The sequence below is a fragment of the Granulosicoccus sp. 3-233 genome, from assembly GCF_052681095.1.
Genome location: NZ_JBQYLE010000008.1, coordinates 35,666 through 51,456, shown reverse-complemented (window position 1 = coordinate 51,456; position 15,791 = coordinate 35,666). Strand labels below are relative to the sequence as shown.

General features: G+C 58.8%; 15 protein-coding genes. 4 read left to right on the top strand and 11 right to left on the bottom strand.

Annotation, left to right across the window (positions count from 1 at the left end):
- Positions 1–200: 200 nt before the first annotated feature.
- The 3 genes from ACUNV4_RS19885 to ACUNV4_RS19875 are packed head-to-tail and all read left to right on the top strand — an operon-like array spanning position 201 to position 2,388.
- A complete protein-coding gene (locus ACUNV4_RS19885; protein ID WP_430880357.1) occupies positions 201–926 on the top strand; it encodes a hypothetical protein in 726 nt (241 codons plus the stop codon).
- A gap of 2 nt (positions 927–928) precedes the next feature.
- Entirely contained in the window at positions 929–1,369 is a 441-nt protein-coding gene (locus tag ACUNV4_RS19880) for a phage holin family protein (RefSeq protein ID WP_430880356.1), read from the top strand.
- Complete coding sequence (locus ACUNV4_RS19875; protein ID WP_430880355.1) at positions 1,366–2,388, top strand: hypothetical protein; 1,023 nt, start codon at positions 1,366–1,368, stop codon at positions 2,386–2,388. The genes ACUNV4_RS19880 and ACUNV4_RS19875 overlap by 4 nt, the downstream gene beginning before the upstream one ends.
- A 229-nt stretch (positions 2,389–2,617) precedes the next feature.
- Here the strand turns inward: ACUNV4_RS19875 and ACUNV4_RS19870 are convergent, their stop codons facing one another.
- The 7 genes from ACUNV4_RS19870 to ypfJ all read right to left on the bottom strand — a co-directional run bounded on the left by ACUNV4_RS19870 (position 2,618) and on the right by ypfJ (position 10,075).
- Positions 2,618–3,472: a CDP-alcohol phosphatidyltransferase family protein gene (locus ACUNV4_RS19870; RefSeq protein WP_430880354.1), complete on the bottom strand. Its 855-nt coding sequence runs from the start codon at positions 3,470–3,472 to the stop codon at positions 2,618–2,620.
- Positions 3,469–4,434 carry a phosphatidate cytidylyltransferase gene (locus ACUNV4_RS19865; RefSeq protein ID WP_430880353.1) on the bottom strand — a complete coding sequence of 322 codons (966 nt, stop codon included), beginning with the start codon at positions 4,432–4,434 and terminating at the stop codon, positions 3,469–3,471. The genes ACUNV4_RS19870 and ACUNV4_RS19865 overlap by 4 nt, the downstream gene beginning before the upstream one ends.
- Entirely contained in the window at positions 4,431–5,087 is a 657-nt protein-coding gene (locus ACUNV4_RS19860) for a lysophospholipid acyltransferase family protein (protein WP_430880352.1), read from the bottom strand. The genes ACUNV4_RS19865 and ACUNV4_RS19860 overlap by 4 nt, the downstream gene beginning before the upstream one ends.
- A complete protein-coding gene (locus ACUNV4_RS19855) occupies positions 5,084–7,159 on the bottom strand; it encodes a DUF3857 domain-containing protein (RefSeq protein ID WP_430880351.1) in 2,076 nt (691 codons plus the stop codon). The genes ACUNV4_RS19860 and ACUNV4_RS19855 overlap by 4 nt, the downstream gene beginning before the upstream one ends.
- 102 nt (positions 7,160–7,261) lie before the next feature.
- The gene (gene metA / locus ACUNV4_RS19850; RefSeq protein WP_430880350.1) at positions 7,262–8,353 is read right to left on the bottom strand and encodes a homoserine O-succinyltransferase MetA; all 1,092 of its coding nucleotides are present in this window, start codon (positions 8,351–8,353) and stop codon (positions 7,262–7,264) included.
- Positions 8,354–8,356: 3 nt separating this feature from the next.
- Positions 8,357–9,196, bottom strand: coding sequence for an ATPase (locus ACUNV4_RS19845; protein ID WP_430880349.1), 840 nt, complete (start codon positions 9,194–9,196; stop codon positions 8,357–8,359).
- Positions 9,197–9,208: 12 nt separating this feature from the next.
- Entirely contained in the window at positions 9,209–10,075 is an 867-nt protein-coding gene (gene ypfJ, locus ACUNV4_RS19840; RefSeq protein WP_430880348.1) for a KPN_02809 family neutral zinc metallopeptidase, read from the bottom strand.
- Between the two features lie 320 nt (positions 10,076–10,395).
- On the opposite strand from ypfJ, the gene ACUNV4_RS19835 reads away from it, so the two are divergent.
- Positions 10,396–11,187 (top strand): TatD family hydrolase, encoded by a 792-nt coding sequence (locus tag ACUNV4_RS19835; protein WP_430880347.1) that lies wholly within the window; start codon positions 10,396–10,398, stop codon positions 11,185–11,187.
- 81 nt (positions 11,188–11,268) lie between these two features.
- Here the strand turns inward: ACUNV4_RS19835 and ACUNV4_RS19830 are convergent, their stop codons facing one another.
- Genes ACUNV4_RS19830 through glyQ form a run of 4 tightly spaced genes read right to left on the bottom strand, consistent with a single transcriptional unit; the run spans position 11,269 to position 15,568 of the window.
- Positions 11,269–12,006: a lysophospholipid acyltransferase family protein gene (locus ACUNV4_RS19830; RefSeq protein WP_430880346.1), complete on the bottom strand. Its 738-nt coding sequence runs from the start codon at positions 12,004–12,006 to the stop codon at positions 11,269–11,271.
- A gap of 1 nt (position 12,007) precedes the next feature.
- A complete protein-coding gene (gene gmhB / locus ACUNV4_RS19825; protein ID WP_430880345.1) occupies positions 12,008–12,556 on the bottom strand; it encodes a D-glycero-beta-D-manno-heptose 1,7-bisphosphate 7-phosphatase in 549 nt (182 codons plus the stop codon).
- A complete protein-coding gene (gene glyS, locus ACUNV4_RS19820) occupies positions 12,553–14,625 on the bottom strand; it encodes a glycine--tRNA ligase subunit beta (protein ID WP_430880344.1) in 2,073 nt (690 codons plus the stop codon). Before glyS ends, gmhB begins: the two co-directional genes overlap by 4 nt.
- A complete protein-coding gene (gene glyQ / locus ACUNV4_RS19815; protein ID WP_430880343.1) occupies positions 14,618–15,568 on the bottom strand; it encodes a glycine--tRNA ligase subunit alpha in 951 nt (316 codons plus the stop codon). The genes glyS and glyQ overlap by 8 nt, the downstream gene beginning before the upstream one ends.
- Positions 15,569–15,791: the final 223 nt, after the last annotated feature.

Sequence of the window (15,791 nt, the reverse complement as noted above, 5' to 3'; positions counted from 1 at the left end):
CTTGCCAAGAGTCGTGATTGCACCGGCTCGCAAGGCGCTTGCCTGATCAAAGTGAAGCTATTACACGGTCTCGCGAATAATTTGCAAGCCATGTGAAACAGCTCACAAAGGTCTTCAGTATGACTGTGGAAGAGCCGGACATGGCCGGACTCTCTATACCGTTGAGAAGTTGAACACTTGATTCAGCAGAGGAAACAGTCATGACGAACGACAAGAATCCAACGAAAGATACCTCGGCTCATATCGCTGAGGAAGCCGACAAGGCGAAGGACACCATCCGTTCAGAGGCGGACCAGTTGGCCAGGGAAGCAAAGGACAGTACACGACAGCAGGCCGAAAAGCAGTTCGAAAAAGGTCAGGATGTCATCGCCTCACAGGTGGACACCCTATCATCGGCAATGGACGATGCAGCCAGCACCCTGAACGAGCAGGATCATCCACTGGGGCACTACACCCGGGAAATCGCCGACTCGATGTCGGGTCTGTCCGAAAAGATCAGCAACAGTTCGCTGGATGAACTGGCCAATGACACCCGCAGACTGGCCAGGGAAAATCCCGGCCTGTTCATGTTGGGCAGTATCGCAATCGGCGTCGCTGCATCCCGCTTCTTCAAGGCCAGTGCCGATCGCGACCCGCGCGATTATCCTGGCAGTGATGCAGACCAAAGTCAGCGGTACGCGCCGGACTATGGCCGCAGTACCAGCGTCAGGAGCACCCCTCCTCATTCCGGATCGCATCGTTACACAGCCTCATCCCGCCAGCAGGATCGAGAGGCAGAGATCCGGACCCGAGACAGTGGTGCGGGCGCTACAGCCCCGGTTGCGGGATCGAGTGTGACCGAGGAAAAACCTCGGGTCAATACACCTGTCTCGCCGACCGAGAAGAGTGTTGGCAACAAGCCTGTCAAAGAGCCTGAAGGAGCCTGAACATGATGCATGATGAAAACGCAACTCTGGATCCACACTCCCGTCACGCCACGAATAGTGACGAAAAATCGATAGGTGGCCTGCTGTCCAAACTTGGCACCGACATCAGCGATCTCGTTGGTACCGAGATGCGCATGGCGAGGGCGGAAATCGGTAACTCGGTGGACGACCTGAAGACCGGTGCCGTCAGTCTGCTGATGTCGGGTGTCGTACTGTTGGCTGGCGTCATGGTATTGCTGGCAGCGGCCTGTCTTGCCTTGGCGCAATTGACTCAAATGGCGCCCTGGGTAGCCACGCTCATCGTCGGCGCGATCGTCACGATCGTCGGCGTGATCATGCTGCAGGCCGGCAAGAAAAAACTGTCTGCAGAGAACCTGACACCCTCGAGAACTCAGAATGCCTTGCAAAAGGACAAACGACTGGTGGAGAACAAATTGTCATGAGCATTTCCGATACACATAGTGAAAATCCCCGCGATCTTGAACAGCATGCCGATGAGAAGCGCTCCGAAATCAACCGGACGCTGTCACAGATAGAAGATCACTTCTCACCCAGCCAGATGATTGATCAGGCAATGGGCATGTTCCGAGGCAACGGTGGCGAGATGGCGAACAACCTGGGACGCACCGTTCGGGACAACCCGGTCCCTGTGATTCTGACCGGCGTTGGCCTGGCCTGGATGGCCTTGTCGCAGAATTCGTCGCGCTCGAGGATGCATGACCGAGGGTATGATGATTACCCTGATTATCGTGCGAGTGAATTCGATCGATACTCCGACACGGATTATCGCCAGAGAGATCCTCGCTACCTGCAGGGTCGCAGCAGCTATCGGCAAGGTGGAACACCTTACGGTGCTGACACGGACAGCTACCGACCCGGCCAGAATACTACTGGCCGCCCGGCAACCCATACTGACAGCGGCATGCAGTCCGCCTCGGTGGACGCGACGCGCTCACAGGATGACGATCAATCACTGATCGACAAGGCGAAAGAGGCTGGCAACGATGCGCTCGACACTCTGGCGGATGTGAGAGACGAAGCCGGCTATCGTTATCGGGAAGAAGCCGAGCGTGCGCGTCATGCCGCTCAGGACTGGCGCAATCGCGCAGGCGATCACATGCAGGACTTCCGAGGCTCCATGCGCTCTACAGCCGATGATGCATCACGCTTCATGCGCGAACAGCCACTGGTCGTCGGCGCAGCCGGCATTGCACTCGGTGCCTTCATCGGTGCGCTATTGCCGCCAACCCGCGTGGAGGATCGCCTGGCAGGGCAGCAATCCGACGCCATCACCGATGACGTGGAACAGCTGGCCGATGAAAAACTGAAACAAGGTGCAAGCGCTGCTCGTGAGCAGCTGCAGAACACCGCCGAGAATGTCAGGGAATCGGCAAGTGATGCCCTGAGCAAGGCTGATAAGAAGCTGGATTCGAAGACTGACGAACCGGCTTCCACGGTCTGATTGAGCTCTGATTGAGCTCTGATTGAGCTCTGATTGAGCTCTGATTGAGCTCTGATTGTCGGCAGGGTAAGTGTTGCATGGGCGACACGATGATTGCCCCTCTGCCCTGATGATGCCGGAAAGGGACGCCCGGCATCGTTTCCGGGCGAACCCCGCTGTTGTCGATGGCCGTGATCGATGATGAGGCCAGAGCCGCAAGTTCAGCTGGTCAAATGTCTGTTTCAGGCATCTATTGCAAGCGATGCAGCAAGACACTGACTCGTCGGTAGAGGGTCAGCAGGCAGCCGCCACACAGTAACCACAAGGCCCACTCCAGAATCTGCTGATGGATTCCTGAGTCCACCAGGATACTGGCGGCGGCGGACAGCAACAACGCCACTGTCAGCAGTGCCATGCGATGAGGTTTGGCCATGGGCCCGGCAAAGTCGACCACCCCGTCGATGCCCTTGCCCAGCTCACGTACATAGGCTGTAGATACCGCCAATGTGGCAGCGCCCCACCCCAGCGAGATTACCCCCGCAGCAGCGCCGGCACCCACCAGCAACAGCACGTCGGCGATTCGGTCCGGCAGTTCGTTCCACACCGCACCATCAGGAGTCTGCTTGCCAGCCTCGATGGCCACCATGCCATCCATCAGATTGCACAATAGCCGTAGCTGACAGGTCACAGCTGCCAGCAGCAGGCACAGGCAGATCCAGCCAGCCGACTCCAGATGGTTCGTTGTCAACAGTAGCAACAGCCCCAGGGAGGCGGCCAGGATACTGCCAAACGAAATCTGGTTGGGTGTGATCGTCGTGGCGGCCAGACGGCGCGACAGACTCACGGCCCACCGTGTGGAGCGACTGGCCAGTGGACGCCTGTCCGCAGGTATGGCTATCCGCACCTGCATTTCCCGCTGCTCCCGTTGCTCCCGTTGCTCCCGTTGCTCCCGTTGCTCCCGTTGCTCCTGCGCTCTATCCGGCGACGTCTCTCTCTCTCCAGCGGGTCCTTGTATCCCCTGTGGCTCTCTCACCGGTTTCCCAGGCGCCTTGTCTCCTGTATTGTCTCCAGGCATCAGGTCCGGCTGCTTTCCCTGACCGCTCATGATACGTCCCAGCCGTAACGCACCAGGTGAAAGAACACCGGCGCGGAAAACAGTACCGAATCCATGCGGTCGATGAAGCCACCATGTCCGGCAATCAGGTGTCCCCAATCCTTGACGCCGCGGTCACGCTTGATGGCCGAGAGCACCAGCCCTCCCATGAATCCCATCAGCGTACAGGCCAGTGCCATGAGTGCAGACTGAAATGGTGTGAACGGCGTGATCCACCACAGCAAAGCACCGATCAGGGTTGCACTGAGGATGCCACCGACAGCACCCTCCACAGTCTTGGACGGAGACAGTGCCGGGGCGATACGCCGTTTACCCATCAGCTTGCCCCAGACATACTGCAACACATCACTGATCTGCACGACCACCACCAGATAGGCGATGAGCAGCACCTGACGCCCTTCATAGCCGGGAATCTGCAAGGTCAGCAGCGCCGGCACATGAGAGGCGCAGAACACACAGATCATCAGCGCCCACTGGGTTTCCGCCACCCTCACCAGATAATGTTCCGTACTGCCACGCACGGCCGCCAGCATCGGCAACAGCAGAAAGGCATACACCGGTATGAATATCGAGTACAGACCGTACCACTCGTACCAGACGAGAGCGTACTGCACGGGCAACACGATGAAAAACGCTGCTGCCAACGCCCAGTGATCATCACGCCGGGTCTGCGTCAGCGTGACGAACTCGCGCAAGGCCGCAAAGGAACAGAAACCAAACAGGATGATGACCCCGGCCTTGCCTCCCATGAAAGCCAGTCCGATCAGAATGACCATGGCCCACCAGGCATTGATCCTGGCATTGAGATTGTCGATGACCGATACCTGCGTCTGATCGTCCGTGCTACTGGCTCTTTGCCGCATGGCCAGCCACTGGCCAATGATCGTGGCAATGATCAGGACCCCTCCCACGCCTGCCAGCAGCAACAGCAGGTCGGAGCGCGATTCGTTCATGATTGGTTCTCGTTGTCGATACCGGCCTCCATCATGGCCAGTGCCAGCAGGGACTGTTCGGCACGCGCCAGAAAGGCGGCCTTGCCTTCCTCGGGTATGCGTGCCAGAGGCACCCCGAAGGTGACGCTGCAGATCAAGGGCACGGGAATGACTTCTCCCTTGGGCAGAACGCGGTTCAGGTTGCTGATCCACACCGGTACCAGCTCGACTTCCGGCCGAGACTCGGACAGATGATACAGTCCACTCCTGAAGGGTAACAGGCGTGTATTACCGGTATTGCGCGTCCCCTCCGGGAACAGGATCAGTGAGTCACCGGCATCCAGCGCCTGCGTCATCTGCGTAACAGGATCCTGCTCTCTGTGAGCCGGATTGCGCTCGATGAGTACCGATCGGAAAACATCACGACCGATGAATCGCTTCAGCGCCGATCCGGACCAGTAGTCGGCACCGGCAACAGGGCGTGTGAGCTGGCGGAGCGATGCCGGCAACACGGTCCACAACAGCACGAAATCGCCATGACTGCAGTGATTGGCGTAATAGATGCGTTGCCTGGCCCGAGGTTCACAGCCCTGCCAGCGTGCATGGACCGCCGTGATCAGCCGGGCGAAAACCACAATCGCACTGGCGCTCAGCCAGGCCAGAACCGGCCTCATGAGCGCAGGATGAGAGGTCGCAAAAGCCCTGTCAGCATGATCAGCAGCACCAGCAGTGGATGCAGGCTGCCAGCCTGGGCAAGCTCGCTGGTGGCTTCCTTCACGGCAGCTCCCAGAGATGGTTTTTCCTCGATGTAGAATGAGGCCAGGTCGTAGACCTCGGCCACTGCCGCCGAGTACTCGTCCAGACTCGCGGCGGCCACCTCATTGGCCAGCGTACGGTAGCGGAAGGTCACGCTCAACAACTGACCATCGTCATCCAGTTCCGACTGCTTGCTGAAGCGGAACCAGTCATTCTCGACAATGGCATCCAGATCGTCCAGACGCAGTGGCATGGTCAGAGACACATCCCAGCGCTCATCGATGCTGATCGGGTGAATCAGCTCGTACGGCTGTCGTCTGCCGGTCGTGGTTTCCGGCATGTCCAGATAGGCAATGATCTCATCGGCGTATATCCAGCGATAGCGACTCACATTCTCATCCGACTGCCACAGCTGCGGTATGCGGTAGTGTTCGGTGACCAGAACGCTGTCACCAGGACCATCGGCAAACTCAGGCTCTCCGCCGGAAACGATGGAATCGAAATAATCGGCATAGTAGGAATGAAAGACCCGCCCCAGCCCACGCTTGCCTTCGGTTTCCAGGTCGTGACGGACATTCTCGGCCCAGCTTCCCTGCTTGCTGGTCACCACGGTCAGTTGCGTTTCCTCGACTCCGGGAGTCAGGGATTTGTGAACGGACATCCGGTAGAGCGGCTGAACACTGCTCATGTCACTCAGGGAGCTCGTTTCGGGCGAGAGCACCAGTGCCCGGCCATAATCCGGTTCTCGCAACTGGCCCAGAGCGCCACCCTGATTGCGCAGGGTAGGATCCAGATAATGCACGGTATCGCCGAGCCTGAGGTGCACGACCACATGATTGAAAGCGTGCAGTCGATACGGATAACTGCCCGACTCCAGCCCTCGGTTGGTATTCACCAGTGCGGCCTGTGACTCCACGCCCAGTTCACGCAGCAAGGCCATCAACAACAGCGACTTGTCCTTGCAATCACCGAATCGCCGGGCCAGCGTCTCTTCCGGTCGTGACGGCCAGTGCGAGTTCTTGCCCAGTTCCACGCCGAAATAGCGAACCTCTTCCTGCACCCAACGCAATGCCGCGCCGATCTGTCCCTGCAGATCGTCCCGGGAACTGCGAATCACACTGGCGATGGTCGCGATCTCCGCATTGTGCACGTCGGACAGGCGGTACATAGGCTCCGCCCAGTCAACCACGGCACGCCAGTCTGTCAGGTCACTGAATACCATCGTGCCTCGATCGTAATGCCAACTGGGCACATCGACTTCCTGAACGAATTCAGGGACTCCCTGCTGATCCACGATCAGCTCCTGCACACCGTTCTCCTCGCTGACCTGCACGGCAACATCGGCACCGCGCACCCGCCGACTCAGTGGGCGATCCGTGGTCGTCAGGATACGGGCGTGATTGCGATCCATCGGTACTGCAAATTCGGTGAACACCTGGAATTCCCGTTGATCATCGAAGATGGGGTTCTCCCCCTCGACCGAATAGGAATAGCGAATCAGATCGCCACGACGCACATCATCAAGCACGATTGCCAGCGTCCGGGTTCCGTTGTAGATCAGTTCATCCCGGTCGCTTTCGGTGCGTAGCAGATCGAGACGCGCGGTGGGCAGCTTGTCGATCAGCGTGTCACCGCGCAGAACCCACAGTTCGTGCAGCAGCAGGGTTTCGTAGCCGGGATCGAAGGACAGTTCGATATTCGAATGATTCTCGACCCCATGGCGATTGGTCAGCTCATACTCCACCGCCGTAAACCAGCGGCTCTGGCCGGCTTGCAAGCCGTTGAACTGGAAGTCCCGGAGCCGTGCGCGATAGCCCTGAAAAGGCTCCGCTGTTCTCTCCAAGGCAGGATCGAAGGCCGGCAGTGGCTTGACCCAATCGGGCACGGCAGCAATGGAGAACGGCTCCGGTGATGCCGACACCGTCTTCACCATCAGGATCAGTGCCAGCGTGGCAAACCGGGCGATACGGCCCGCACCGGGTTCTGCCAAGCAGGCAATTGCTCTACAAGCCATGATGTCTACAGCGACTGTTTCGAGTTTCTAACGTCACTTGTCGGCGGGACTGGCGAATTGTTGGTAGCGGACCCTCGTTTACGTGAGCCGGGACACATCTCCGGCGAGCCAGCCCAGTGGATCGTCCGGATCGACACCGTCCATGAACGGCAACTCCCGTTGTCGGTGTGTGACCTGATACACCAGACCGATCCAGTTGCCAACCAGTGCCTCACCACTGTCATGCCAGGTGTTGGACAAACGATCCACCGCCAGATGCTCCGGAAACACCGGCACGGCCATCCCCCGGGCACGCGCCTGATGTACTCGCTCCTTGTATTCATCGAACAAGGCCTTGTTGTAGCGATCGAAGTAATGCTGTGGTATCGGTGGATAACTTGCCAGCTGCCCATTGATGAACGCGCCGATATCACGCTTGTATTCCTTCAGCAGGCTGATGCTGTCGTATTCGGGATGCCCCTGGAAGAACACGGTTCTGAAGCCATCCGGGCTGACCGCCAGCTGCACTCCCGGTTCCTCACCGGCGATCAGTACATGCAGGCCGGCGTCCTGCAACTGCTTCTCGGTGATTTCGTTGAAGCGAGAATGTGGCACGAACAGCCGCGTGTTGATGTCCTGCACCAGCGGATGATCCTTTCTGACCACATCGTGCTCGTAGACGCCCCAGCATTTCTTCGGCAAGCCACGACGTTGAATGTCATGCCGTGCCAGCACCACGGCGTGCGTGGCCAGACAGGAACACAATGTCGAGGTGACATGTTCATCGGCCCAGTCGATGACCTTCAGCAACGGCTCCCAGAACACCTCCTTGCTCAGATCGGGCTGGGTGACGTTGGCACCGCTGATGATCAGTGCATCCAGCCCCAGCTCCTGCAACTGCGAAAACGACTCGTAGTGCTGCTCGATATGACTTCGAGCTGCCGGCCCACGGGGAATTTCGTCGAGTGTGAACGGGTGGATGCAGAACTGGGAAATCGGATTGCTGGAACCGACCAGACGGAAGAACTGTCGCTCGGTTGCTGCCAGCGCCGCATCGGGCATCATGTTCAGCAATCCGATATGCAGTGCCCGGTAATCCTGATCCCGTGCACGTTCCGGCGACAGTATGCGGTAACCTTCTTCGCGCAAGCGCTCATAGGTAGGCAGATCGTTATGGGCGACCAGTGGCATGGCTCAGACCCTCAGTGCGTCGCCGATGAGCGACAGGAATTCTTCCGCATTCTGCACTTCGAAGGCATCGCGCGCCGAGATGACGTATCCATACTTGTCGGCAATGGCTTCGTAACGTGGAATGCGTGACTTGAACAGGTGCGGGAATACCCATCGAACGAAGTCGGATGGATCGATCTGCGCCGTATACTCGACGCCCCTTTCGGTATAGAAGTTGGCCAGCTGTGCATCGAGAAAGCTGTCGCGGTAATACAAGGGCTTCGGGTTACGCGCAGCACGCTCGATCAGAAAGGCTTCGTCCTCAGGACTCGTCTGGATGTAGATCATCAGCGTGTTGTCGGCCACTGACTCGATGACGGAGGCGTCATCGATCTCGCAGAAGCTGCCACTGGCATCATTCAGAAAATGATCGTAGCCATAGATGCTGCGAGCCTTTTCGGCGAAGGCTTCGACATCACGCATGGCGGCGATCTCCCCTTCCAGGTGCAGCGCCTGCCGGCGTTTGAATTCCGACAGGGCCAGACCGCCAAGATCCGGATTGCCCAGCATGCCCAGGAAAGTGGACAGTGGTTCGAGATTGTCGACGGTGATGTTGTTGCTGATATAGATGGAATCCGAACGCAGCAGATCGCGCAGGAAAGGTACCTGCATGGCCTGCTGCTTGATGTTGTCCAGTATCGGCTCATCGAGATAACGCGTACCGATACGGTAATCCACCGAATAGTGGAACCAGTCATCATTACGCAGCATGTTGGCCAGACGAGTCTTGCCCACACCGGACATACCCAGCAAGGTGACGCGCTTCTGCTGCCAGTCCAGAAACTCCTGACGATCCATTCTCATGTCTATCGGCCCTTAACTACCAAAGGTATCGCACTGATTCGGATCGCCGGTATTGAGACCGACGTACAACCACTCCTGGCGCTGCTTCGATGATCCGTGCGTGAAGGCCTCGGGTCGCACCTTGGCGCCGGCACGACTCATCAGTGCATCGTCGCCGATGCGTGCAGCCGCGTTCATGCCCTCTTCCAGATCACCGGGTTCCAGCAGCTGATTGTCCTTGTGAGCATGGTGTGCCCAGACACCCGCGTAACAATCGGCCTGCAATTCGGTCAGCACCGACAGACGGTTGGACTCCAGCTTGCCGACCGATCGCTGCCGCTTCTGCACCGCCATGGAAACACCGAGCAGATTCTGCACATGATGACCCACCTCGTGAGCCAGGACGTAGGCCTGTGCGAAGTCACCACCTGCGCCCATTTTCTGCAGTTCACGGAAGAAATTCAGGTCGATGTAGACCTGGTAGTCTCCCGGGCAGTAGAAAGGTCCGGCCGCCGACGAAGTGTAGCCGCAGGCCGAGTTCACCCCACCATCGAAAATCACCAGTTTGGCAGGCTGATACTGCTGACCGGCATCGCGGAACAATTTGGTCCAGACATCCTCGTTGTAGGCCAGCATGGTCGAGACGAAGTCGGTTGCCTCATCATTGCTGCGTGTCTGACCCTGCGAGCTCGGAGACAACTGAGGCAATGCCCCACCACCAGAGCCGGATCCCAGAAAGCCGCTCAGGTCCACTCCCAGAAACAGGCTGATCAGCAGCACGATGATGCCTGCGCCGCCACCGATCTTCAGTCCGCCGCCGCCGGGCAGGCGGCGTCTGCCCGCTCCCATGCCACGTCGATCCTCTACATTGCTACTGCGCCTGCCCTGTCTCCAACGCATGGTTGGCCTCCCGTCATTGTCATTACGCCACGATACAGCCGGCGCCCCGCAAGGGTCTGCATGTTAACCTCAATGAGACACAAATCCACGACCGGAAATCGCCTTCGGTCGGGCGGCGATCCGCTCGCGCTATACCGGCGCCACAGCCGCGTACTCGGTTTTTCCAAGCCTCACCTGGATAACCAGGCCACGGCTCGAAAAAACCTCCGTGCGCGACTGCATTCACCGATCTATCGCGTTTCTGGTTCGCGTCTTCATGTCTCATTGAGGTTAGATTGTTGCACGTTTCCCGACTCATATTTCCAGTCACGAAAACTCTCATGTCCCGGCAACCGACCCCCGCACTGATCGACAGTCATGTGCACACCGATGACCAGCGTTTCGCCTCGGACAGAAGCAGGATTCTGCAGTCTGCCCGCGAGGCCAACATCATTGCCCAGATTGTACCGGCCATCTCGCAGCGACTGTGGCCACGGACAAGGGAAATCTGCGCGGCCGAGCAGGAGCTGTATGCCTGCTACGGTCTGCACCCCTGCTTCTGCGATGAGCATGACGATGCCCATCTGCTCGAGCTGTCGCAGTGGCTGGGTCGCGAACGCCCGGTCGCGGTCGGTGAATGCGGACTCGACTACTTCATTGCCGATGCCGACAAACGCCGCCAGCAACACCTGTTCAGTGCGCAGCTGGCCATGGCCCGCGAGTTCGATCTGCCCATTGTCATTCACGCAAGGAAGGCGGTTGAGGATGTCATCCGCCTGATCCGTGCCTCGGGCCACCAGCGCGGCGTGGTTCACAGTTTCAATGGCTCGGCCCAGCAGGCCGATCGCCTGATCGATCTGGGCTACTACCTGAGCTTCGGGGGTGCCGTCACTTACGATCGGGCCACACGTTTGCGAGAACTGGTGTCCCGACTGCCACTGGATGCCTTGCTACTGGAGACCGACGCCCCCGACCAGGCGGACGCCGGACATGCCGGCCAACGCAACGAGCCGGCCTACCTGCTGGATGTCTGGCAAAGCATCAGTGCCATGCGCCCGGAAGACCCGGAGGCCATTGCTCACGCCACGACATGCAATGCCATCGACCTGTTCAGATTGCCGCTCCGCCACTGATACAAGCCTGTCCCGAGATGCAGGGCCCTAGATGACCTGACGCCAATGTCAGCGGCAGCGGCAATGCCGCAATGGGCGCGATCAGTAGGGAAACCGGTTCCTGACCGTGATCTCTTCCATCCGCCCTTCAATCCAGGCCTGCGTCTCGGCCAGGATCTGCGCCGCCGACTTGCCTTCGCTGCGAATGACGGGACCAATGCTGACCGTGATCGTACCGGGCCACTTGATGAAGCCCATGCGCGGCCAGAATTCACCGGCATTGAGCGCAACGGGCAACACATCACAGGGCACCTTGTGCGCAATCATGGCACCACCGATGCGGTATTGCGGCTCGGCCCCCACTGGACGCCGCGTTCCCTCCGGAAACACCACCACCCAGCGCCCCAGAGACAGGCGATTGGCGGCCTGTTCGCACATCTGTGACATCGCCGAACGGCCGCTCTTGCGATCGATCATGATGAACTTCAGTACGTACAGCGCCCACCCGAAGATGGGAATCCACAACAGGGACCGCTTCGCCACGAAGACACTGGGATAGAACAGCGTCGGCAGGAAGTAGGTGTCCCAGGTGGACTGATGCTTCGACATGATGACGCAGGGAGTGTCAGGCGTATTCTCCAGACCATCCACCTGCCAGTTGACACCACAGATGTATTTCAGCCCGTAGATGTTGCTGCGATTCCAGACAATCGCCAGGGCATAGCCCATGCGAAACGAGAACAATCCGATGACAACCACCGGAATGCCCAGTATCAGGGTCATGATGATCTGCCAAAGCCAGAACACGACACTCCTGAACAACAGCCAGTAACGATACACGTCAGGTTTCCTCCTTCGGGGACAACAAGGCATCCACACAGCTGGCCAGATTGTCATAGGCCGGCACATGTTCCAGGCCCTTGTTGCTGTCCAGTGTCTGCTGCCCCTTGCCGGTACGTACCATGATGGGTGTGGCAGCCGTCGCCATTGCCGCCTGCATGTCACGCAGCGAATCACCCACCACCACGACCGTACTCAGATCGATATCCAGCCGTTCACTGATGGTATAGAGCATGCCGGGCGCCGGCTTGCGGCAGTCGCATTGATCGCCATCGCTGTGCGGACAGAAGGCAACGACATCGATTCGACCACCGGCCTGCACGACTTTTTCCTGCATGCGCTGATGAATGGCATGCAACTCCTCCAGCGTGATCAGCCCACGGCTGATACCACTCTGGTTGGTCGCCACGGCAACATGCCAGCCTGCCTGATGCAGACGGGCAATTGCCTCCAGACTACCCGGGATGGGAACCCATTCCCTGGGCTCGCTGATCGGACGCTCCAGATTCTCGTTGATGACGCCATCGCGATCCAGCACGATGAGCTTCATGAAGCCGAATCCGCAGGTTGCAACAGACTCAGCTCAGCGGTACTGCAACACAGTTCATTGACTTGTCGCAGCAAGGCCAGGCGATTGGCTCGCAGAGCCAGATCATCATCCATCACCATGACCTCATCGAAGAAGGTATCCACCGGCTGGCGAAGTGAGGCGGTTTCCTGCATGGATGCCTGATAGTCGCGAGATTGCAGATGCTGTTCGATGATGGGCCGGCGGCTGAGCAACTGCTCCAGCAAGGCGCTTTCAGCCCCCTGACTCAACAGGGCGTCATCCACCTCATCGGGCACGCTACCGTCCACCTTCTTCAGCAGATTGCCGATGCGCTTGCTGGCCGCAGCCAGTGAAACGGCAGCCTCGGTGGAACGGAACTCCTGCATGGCGGCCAGCCTTGCAACGATATCCAGCGGACGGGTCAGGCCCTTGGCCAGTACCGCATCGATGGCATCAGCGGCATAGCCCTGATCGATCAGGTATCCGCGCATGCGCTCGATGACATAGGCCAGCATGCCGGCCTTGTCCGGTGCCTCGAGGCGATCACCGTAGATGCTCAGAGCCTGCTCCAGTACCTGCTCCAGATCCAGGTCGAGCCGCTGTTCGATCATGATGCGCACGATACCCAGAGATGCGCGGCGCAGTGCGAACGGATCCTTGGCCCCCGTAGGCTTCATGCCCAGACCGAAGATGCCCGCCAGCGTGTCGGTCTTGTCAGCCAATGACACGATCTGCGAGACAAGTCCGGCTGGCAGAGGTCCACCGGCCTTGTTGGGAAAATAATGCTGCTCCATGGCTTCGCACACCGAGGCCGGATGACCATCACGGGTTGCATAATACCGGCCACAGATACCCTGCATCTTGGGCAGTTCCTTGACGATCTCGGTATTCAGATCGCATTTGCACAGACTCACGGCCAGCGCGACGTCGGCGGCATCCTGCGACAGCTCGGCCGCCAGCCATTCACCCAGCGTGGTCATGCGCGCCACCTTGTCGGCCACACTGCCGAGCTTTTCCTGAAACAGCAGACGATCCAGCTGAGGCTGGTGGGCAGACAATGGCTGCTTCTTGTCCTGATTCCAGAAGAACATGGTATCGGCGAAACGCGGACGTATGACACGCTCATTGCCATCGACCACCGTTTCCGGGTGGTTGGACTCGATATTGGCAATGGTGATGAAGGCCGGCATCAATGCACCCTTGCCATCGAGCAGTGCGAAGTAACGCTGGTTCTCCTGCATGGTCTGGATCAGGGCTTCCTTGGGAATCTCCAGAAACGTCGCATCGAAACGGCCAGCCAGCGCCACCGGCCACTCGACCAGGGCATTCACTTCATCCAGCAGTTCTTCATCCATGACGGGTTCACCGTCGAGCGATTTCGCCACTCCCCTGACCGCGTCCTCGATGCAGGCGCGTCGACGTATCGGATCGGCCATTACCTTGACGGCCTCCAGGCGAGCTTCGTACTCGGCAGGAGAGGCCAGCGTGATGGCATCGGGTGCATGGAAACGATGTCCATGAGTGCGGTTGGACGCCTCGAGTCCCAGAACCTGCAATGGCAATACAGCTTCGCCATGCATCGCCAGCAACCAGCTGACCGGTCGCAGAAAGTCGTGCGTGGAGCGTCCCCAGCGCATGCGTCGCGGCATGGGCATGGTCTTGATCGCCTCCGCTACACAGCTCTCCATGACCTCGGTCAGGGTCTTGCCGGGCTGCACCTGACGGGCCACCACCCATTCTCCCTTGGGGGTCTCGATGGTGGACAGTTGCTCAACGGTGACACCTGCCGAACGCATGAAACCTTCCAGCGCCTTGGTGGGTTTTCCCTCCTTCCAGGCCGCCGCACTGGCTGGTCCGCGACGCTCCACTTCGGTATCGGGCTGGCGTTCTCCGACATCGGTAAAGCGGGCCGCGATGCGCCGGGGGGTGGCAAAGATCTGCGCGTCACTGTTGCACAGCTGATTCTCCTGCAGCGCTGCCGCGAGCACCTTGCCCAGATGCTCTGCCATCGGCACGACAGATCCGGCTGGCAGTTCCTCGCAGCCGAGTTCGATGATCAGATCAGACATTGACGACACCCTCTTGAGCCGGGCTTGCGGTATCGGTTTTCAGCAAGGGATAGCCCAGGGCCTCACGCTTGTTGACCCAGGCTTCGGCAACCTGCCGGGACAGGGTACGCACCCGTAGAATGTAACGCTGGCGTTCGGTCACCGATATTGCATGTCTGGCATCCAGCAGATTGAAGGAGTGAGAGGCACGCAGTACCTGCTCATAGGCCGGCAGTGGCAATTCGAGATCGCACAGACGTGCGCAATCGTTCTCGCACTGGTCGAATTGCCGGAACAGGGCATCGACATCGGCGTGTTCGAAATTGTAGGCCGATTGCTCTACTTCGTTCTGGTGAAACACGTCACCGTAGCTCACCGGACCTTCGGCCGTGTTGCCCCAGACCAGGTCATAAACGCTTTCCACCCCCTGAATGTACATGGCCAGACGTTCGATACCGTAGGCCAGTTCCCCCAGCACAGGTTTGCAGACAAGGCCGCCACACTGCTGAAAATAGGTGTACTGCGTAACTTCCATGCCATTGAGCCAGACTTCCCAGCCCAGCCCCCAGGCACCGAGCGTCGGAGACTCCCAGTTGTCTTCCACAAAGCGCACATCGTGTTCCAGCAGATCGAATCCCAGCGCCTCCAGAGAGCCCAGATACAGATCCTGCATGCCTTCCGGTGAGGGTTTCATGGCCACCTGGAACTGGTAATAATGCTGCAGGCGGTTGGGATTGTCGCCATAACGTCCGTCCGTGGGACGTCTGGAAGACTGTGTGTGACAGGCAAACCAGGGCTCTGGCCCGATGGCGCGCAGGAAGGTCGAGGGGTGGAAGGTACCTGCCCCCATTTCCATGTCATAGGACTGCTGCACCAGACAACCCTGGGCAGCCCAGTAGTTCTGCAGCACGGCAATCATGCCCTGAAAGGTTTTCACATCAGGCTGCTTTGCAGCTTCGGTCATGGTCGGTTCCAGCTCTGGGTTCTGTAAAAAGTGTGTCAGTGTACTTAATCCGGCGACGTGCGACGATACGGTAGAATGCATTGGCCGGGCCGGATTCGTCCGTTACGTCCGGTCCTGCATGGCCTGCCGCACCAAATTTGCGCCCCATTCTGGTGCATTCAGAATCAAAATGCGCCATTCTGGTGCGTAACATGTACCCATGAAAATATTATCTCATTGATTT

Excerpts from the sequence above, each read along its gene's own strand:
- ACUNV4_RS19885 (WP_430880357.1), top strand. The coding sequence starts at position 201 with ATGACGAACGACAAGAATCCAACGAAAGATACCTCGGCTCATATCGCT.
- ACUNV4_RS19880 (WP_430880356.1), top strand. The coding sequence starts at position 929 with ATGATGCATGATGAAAACGCAACTCTGGATCCACACTCCCGTCACGCC.
- ACUNV4_RS19875 (WP_430880355.1), top strand. The coding sequence starts at position 1,366 with ATGAGCATTTCCGATACACATAGTGAAAATCCCCGCGATCTTGAACAG.
- ACUNV4_RS19870 (WP_430880354.1), bottom strand. The coding sequence starts at position 3,472 with ATGAGCGGTCAGGGAAAGCAGCCGGACCTGATGCCTGGAGACAATACA.
- ACUNV4_RS19865 (WP_430880353.1), bottom strand. The coding sequence starts at position 4,434 with ATGAACGAATCGCGCTCCGACCTGCTGTTGCTGCTGGCAGGCGTGGGA.
- ACUNV4_RS19860 (WP_430880352.1), bottom strand. The coding sequence starts at position 5,087 with ATGAGGCCGGTTCTGGCCTGGCTGAGCGCCAGTGCGATTGTGGTTTTC.
- metA (WP_430880350.1), bottom strand. The coding sequence starts at position 8,353 with ATGCCACTGGTCGCCCATAACGATCTGCCTACCTATGAGCGCTTGCGC.
- ACUNV4_RS19845 (WP_430880349.1), bottom strand. The coding sequence starts at position 9,196 with ATGAGAATGGATCGTCAGGAGTTTCTGGACTGGCAGCAGAAGCGCGTC.
- ypfJ (WP_430880348.1), bottom strand. The coding sequence starts at position 10,075 with ATGCGTTGGAGACAGGGCAGGCGCAGTAGCAATGTAGAGGATCGACGT.
- ACUNV4_RS19835 (WP_430880347.1), top strand. The coding sequence starts at position 10,396 with ATGTCCCGGCAACCGACCCCCGCACTGATCGACAGTCATGTGCACACC.
- gmhB (WP_430880345.1), bottom strand. The coding sequence starts at position 12,556 with ATGAAGCTCATCGTGCTGGATCGCGATGGCGTCATCAACGAGAATCTG.
- glyS (WP_430880344.1), bottom strand. The coding sequence starts at position 14,625 with ATGTCTGATCTGATCATCGAACTCGGCTGCGAGGAACTGCCAGCCGGA.
- glyQ (WP_430880343.1), bottom strand. The coding sequence starts at position 15,568 with ATGACCGAAGCTGCAAAGCAGCCTGATGTGAAAACCTTTCAGGGCATG.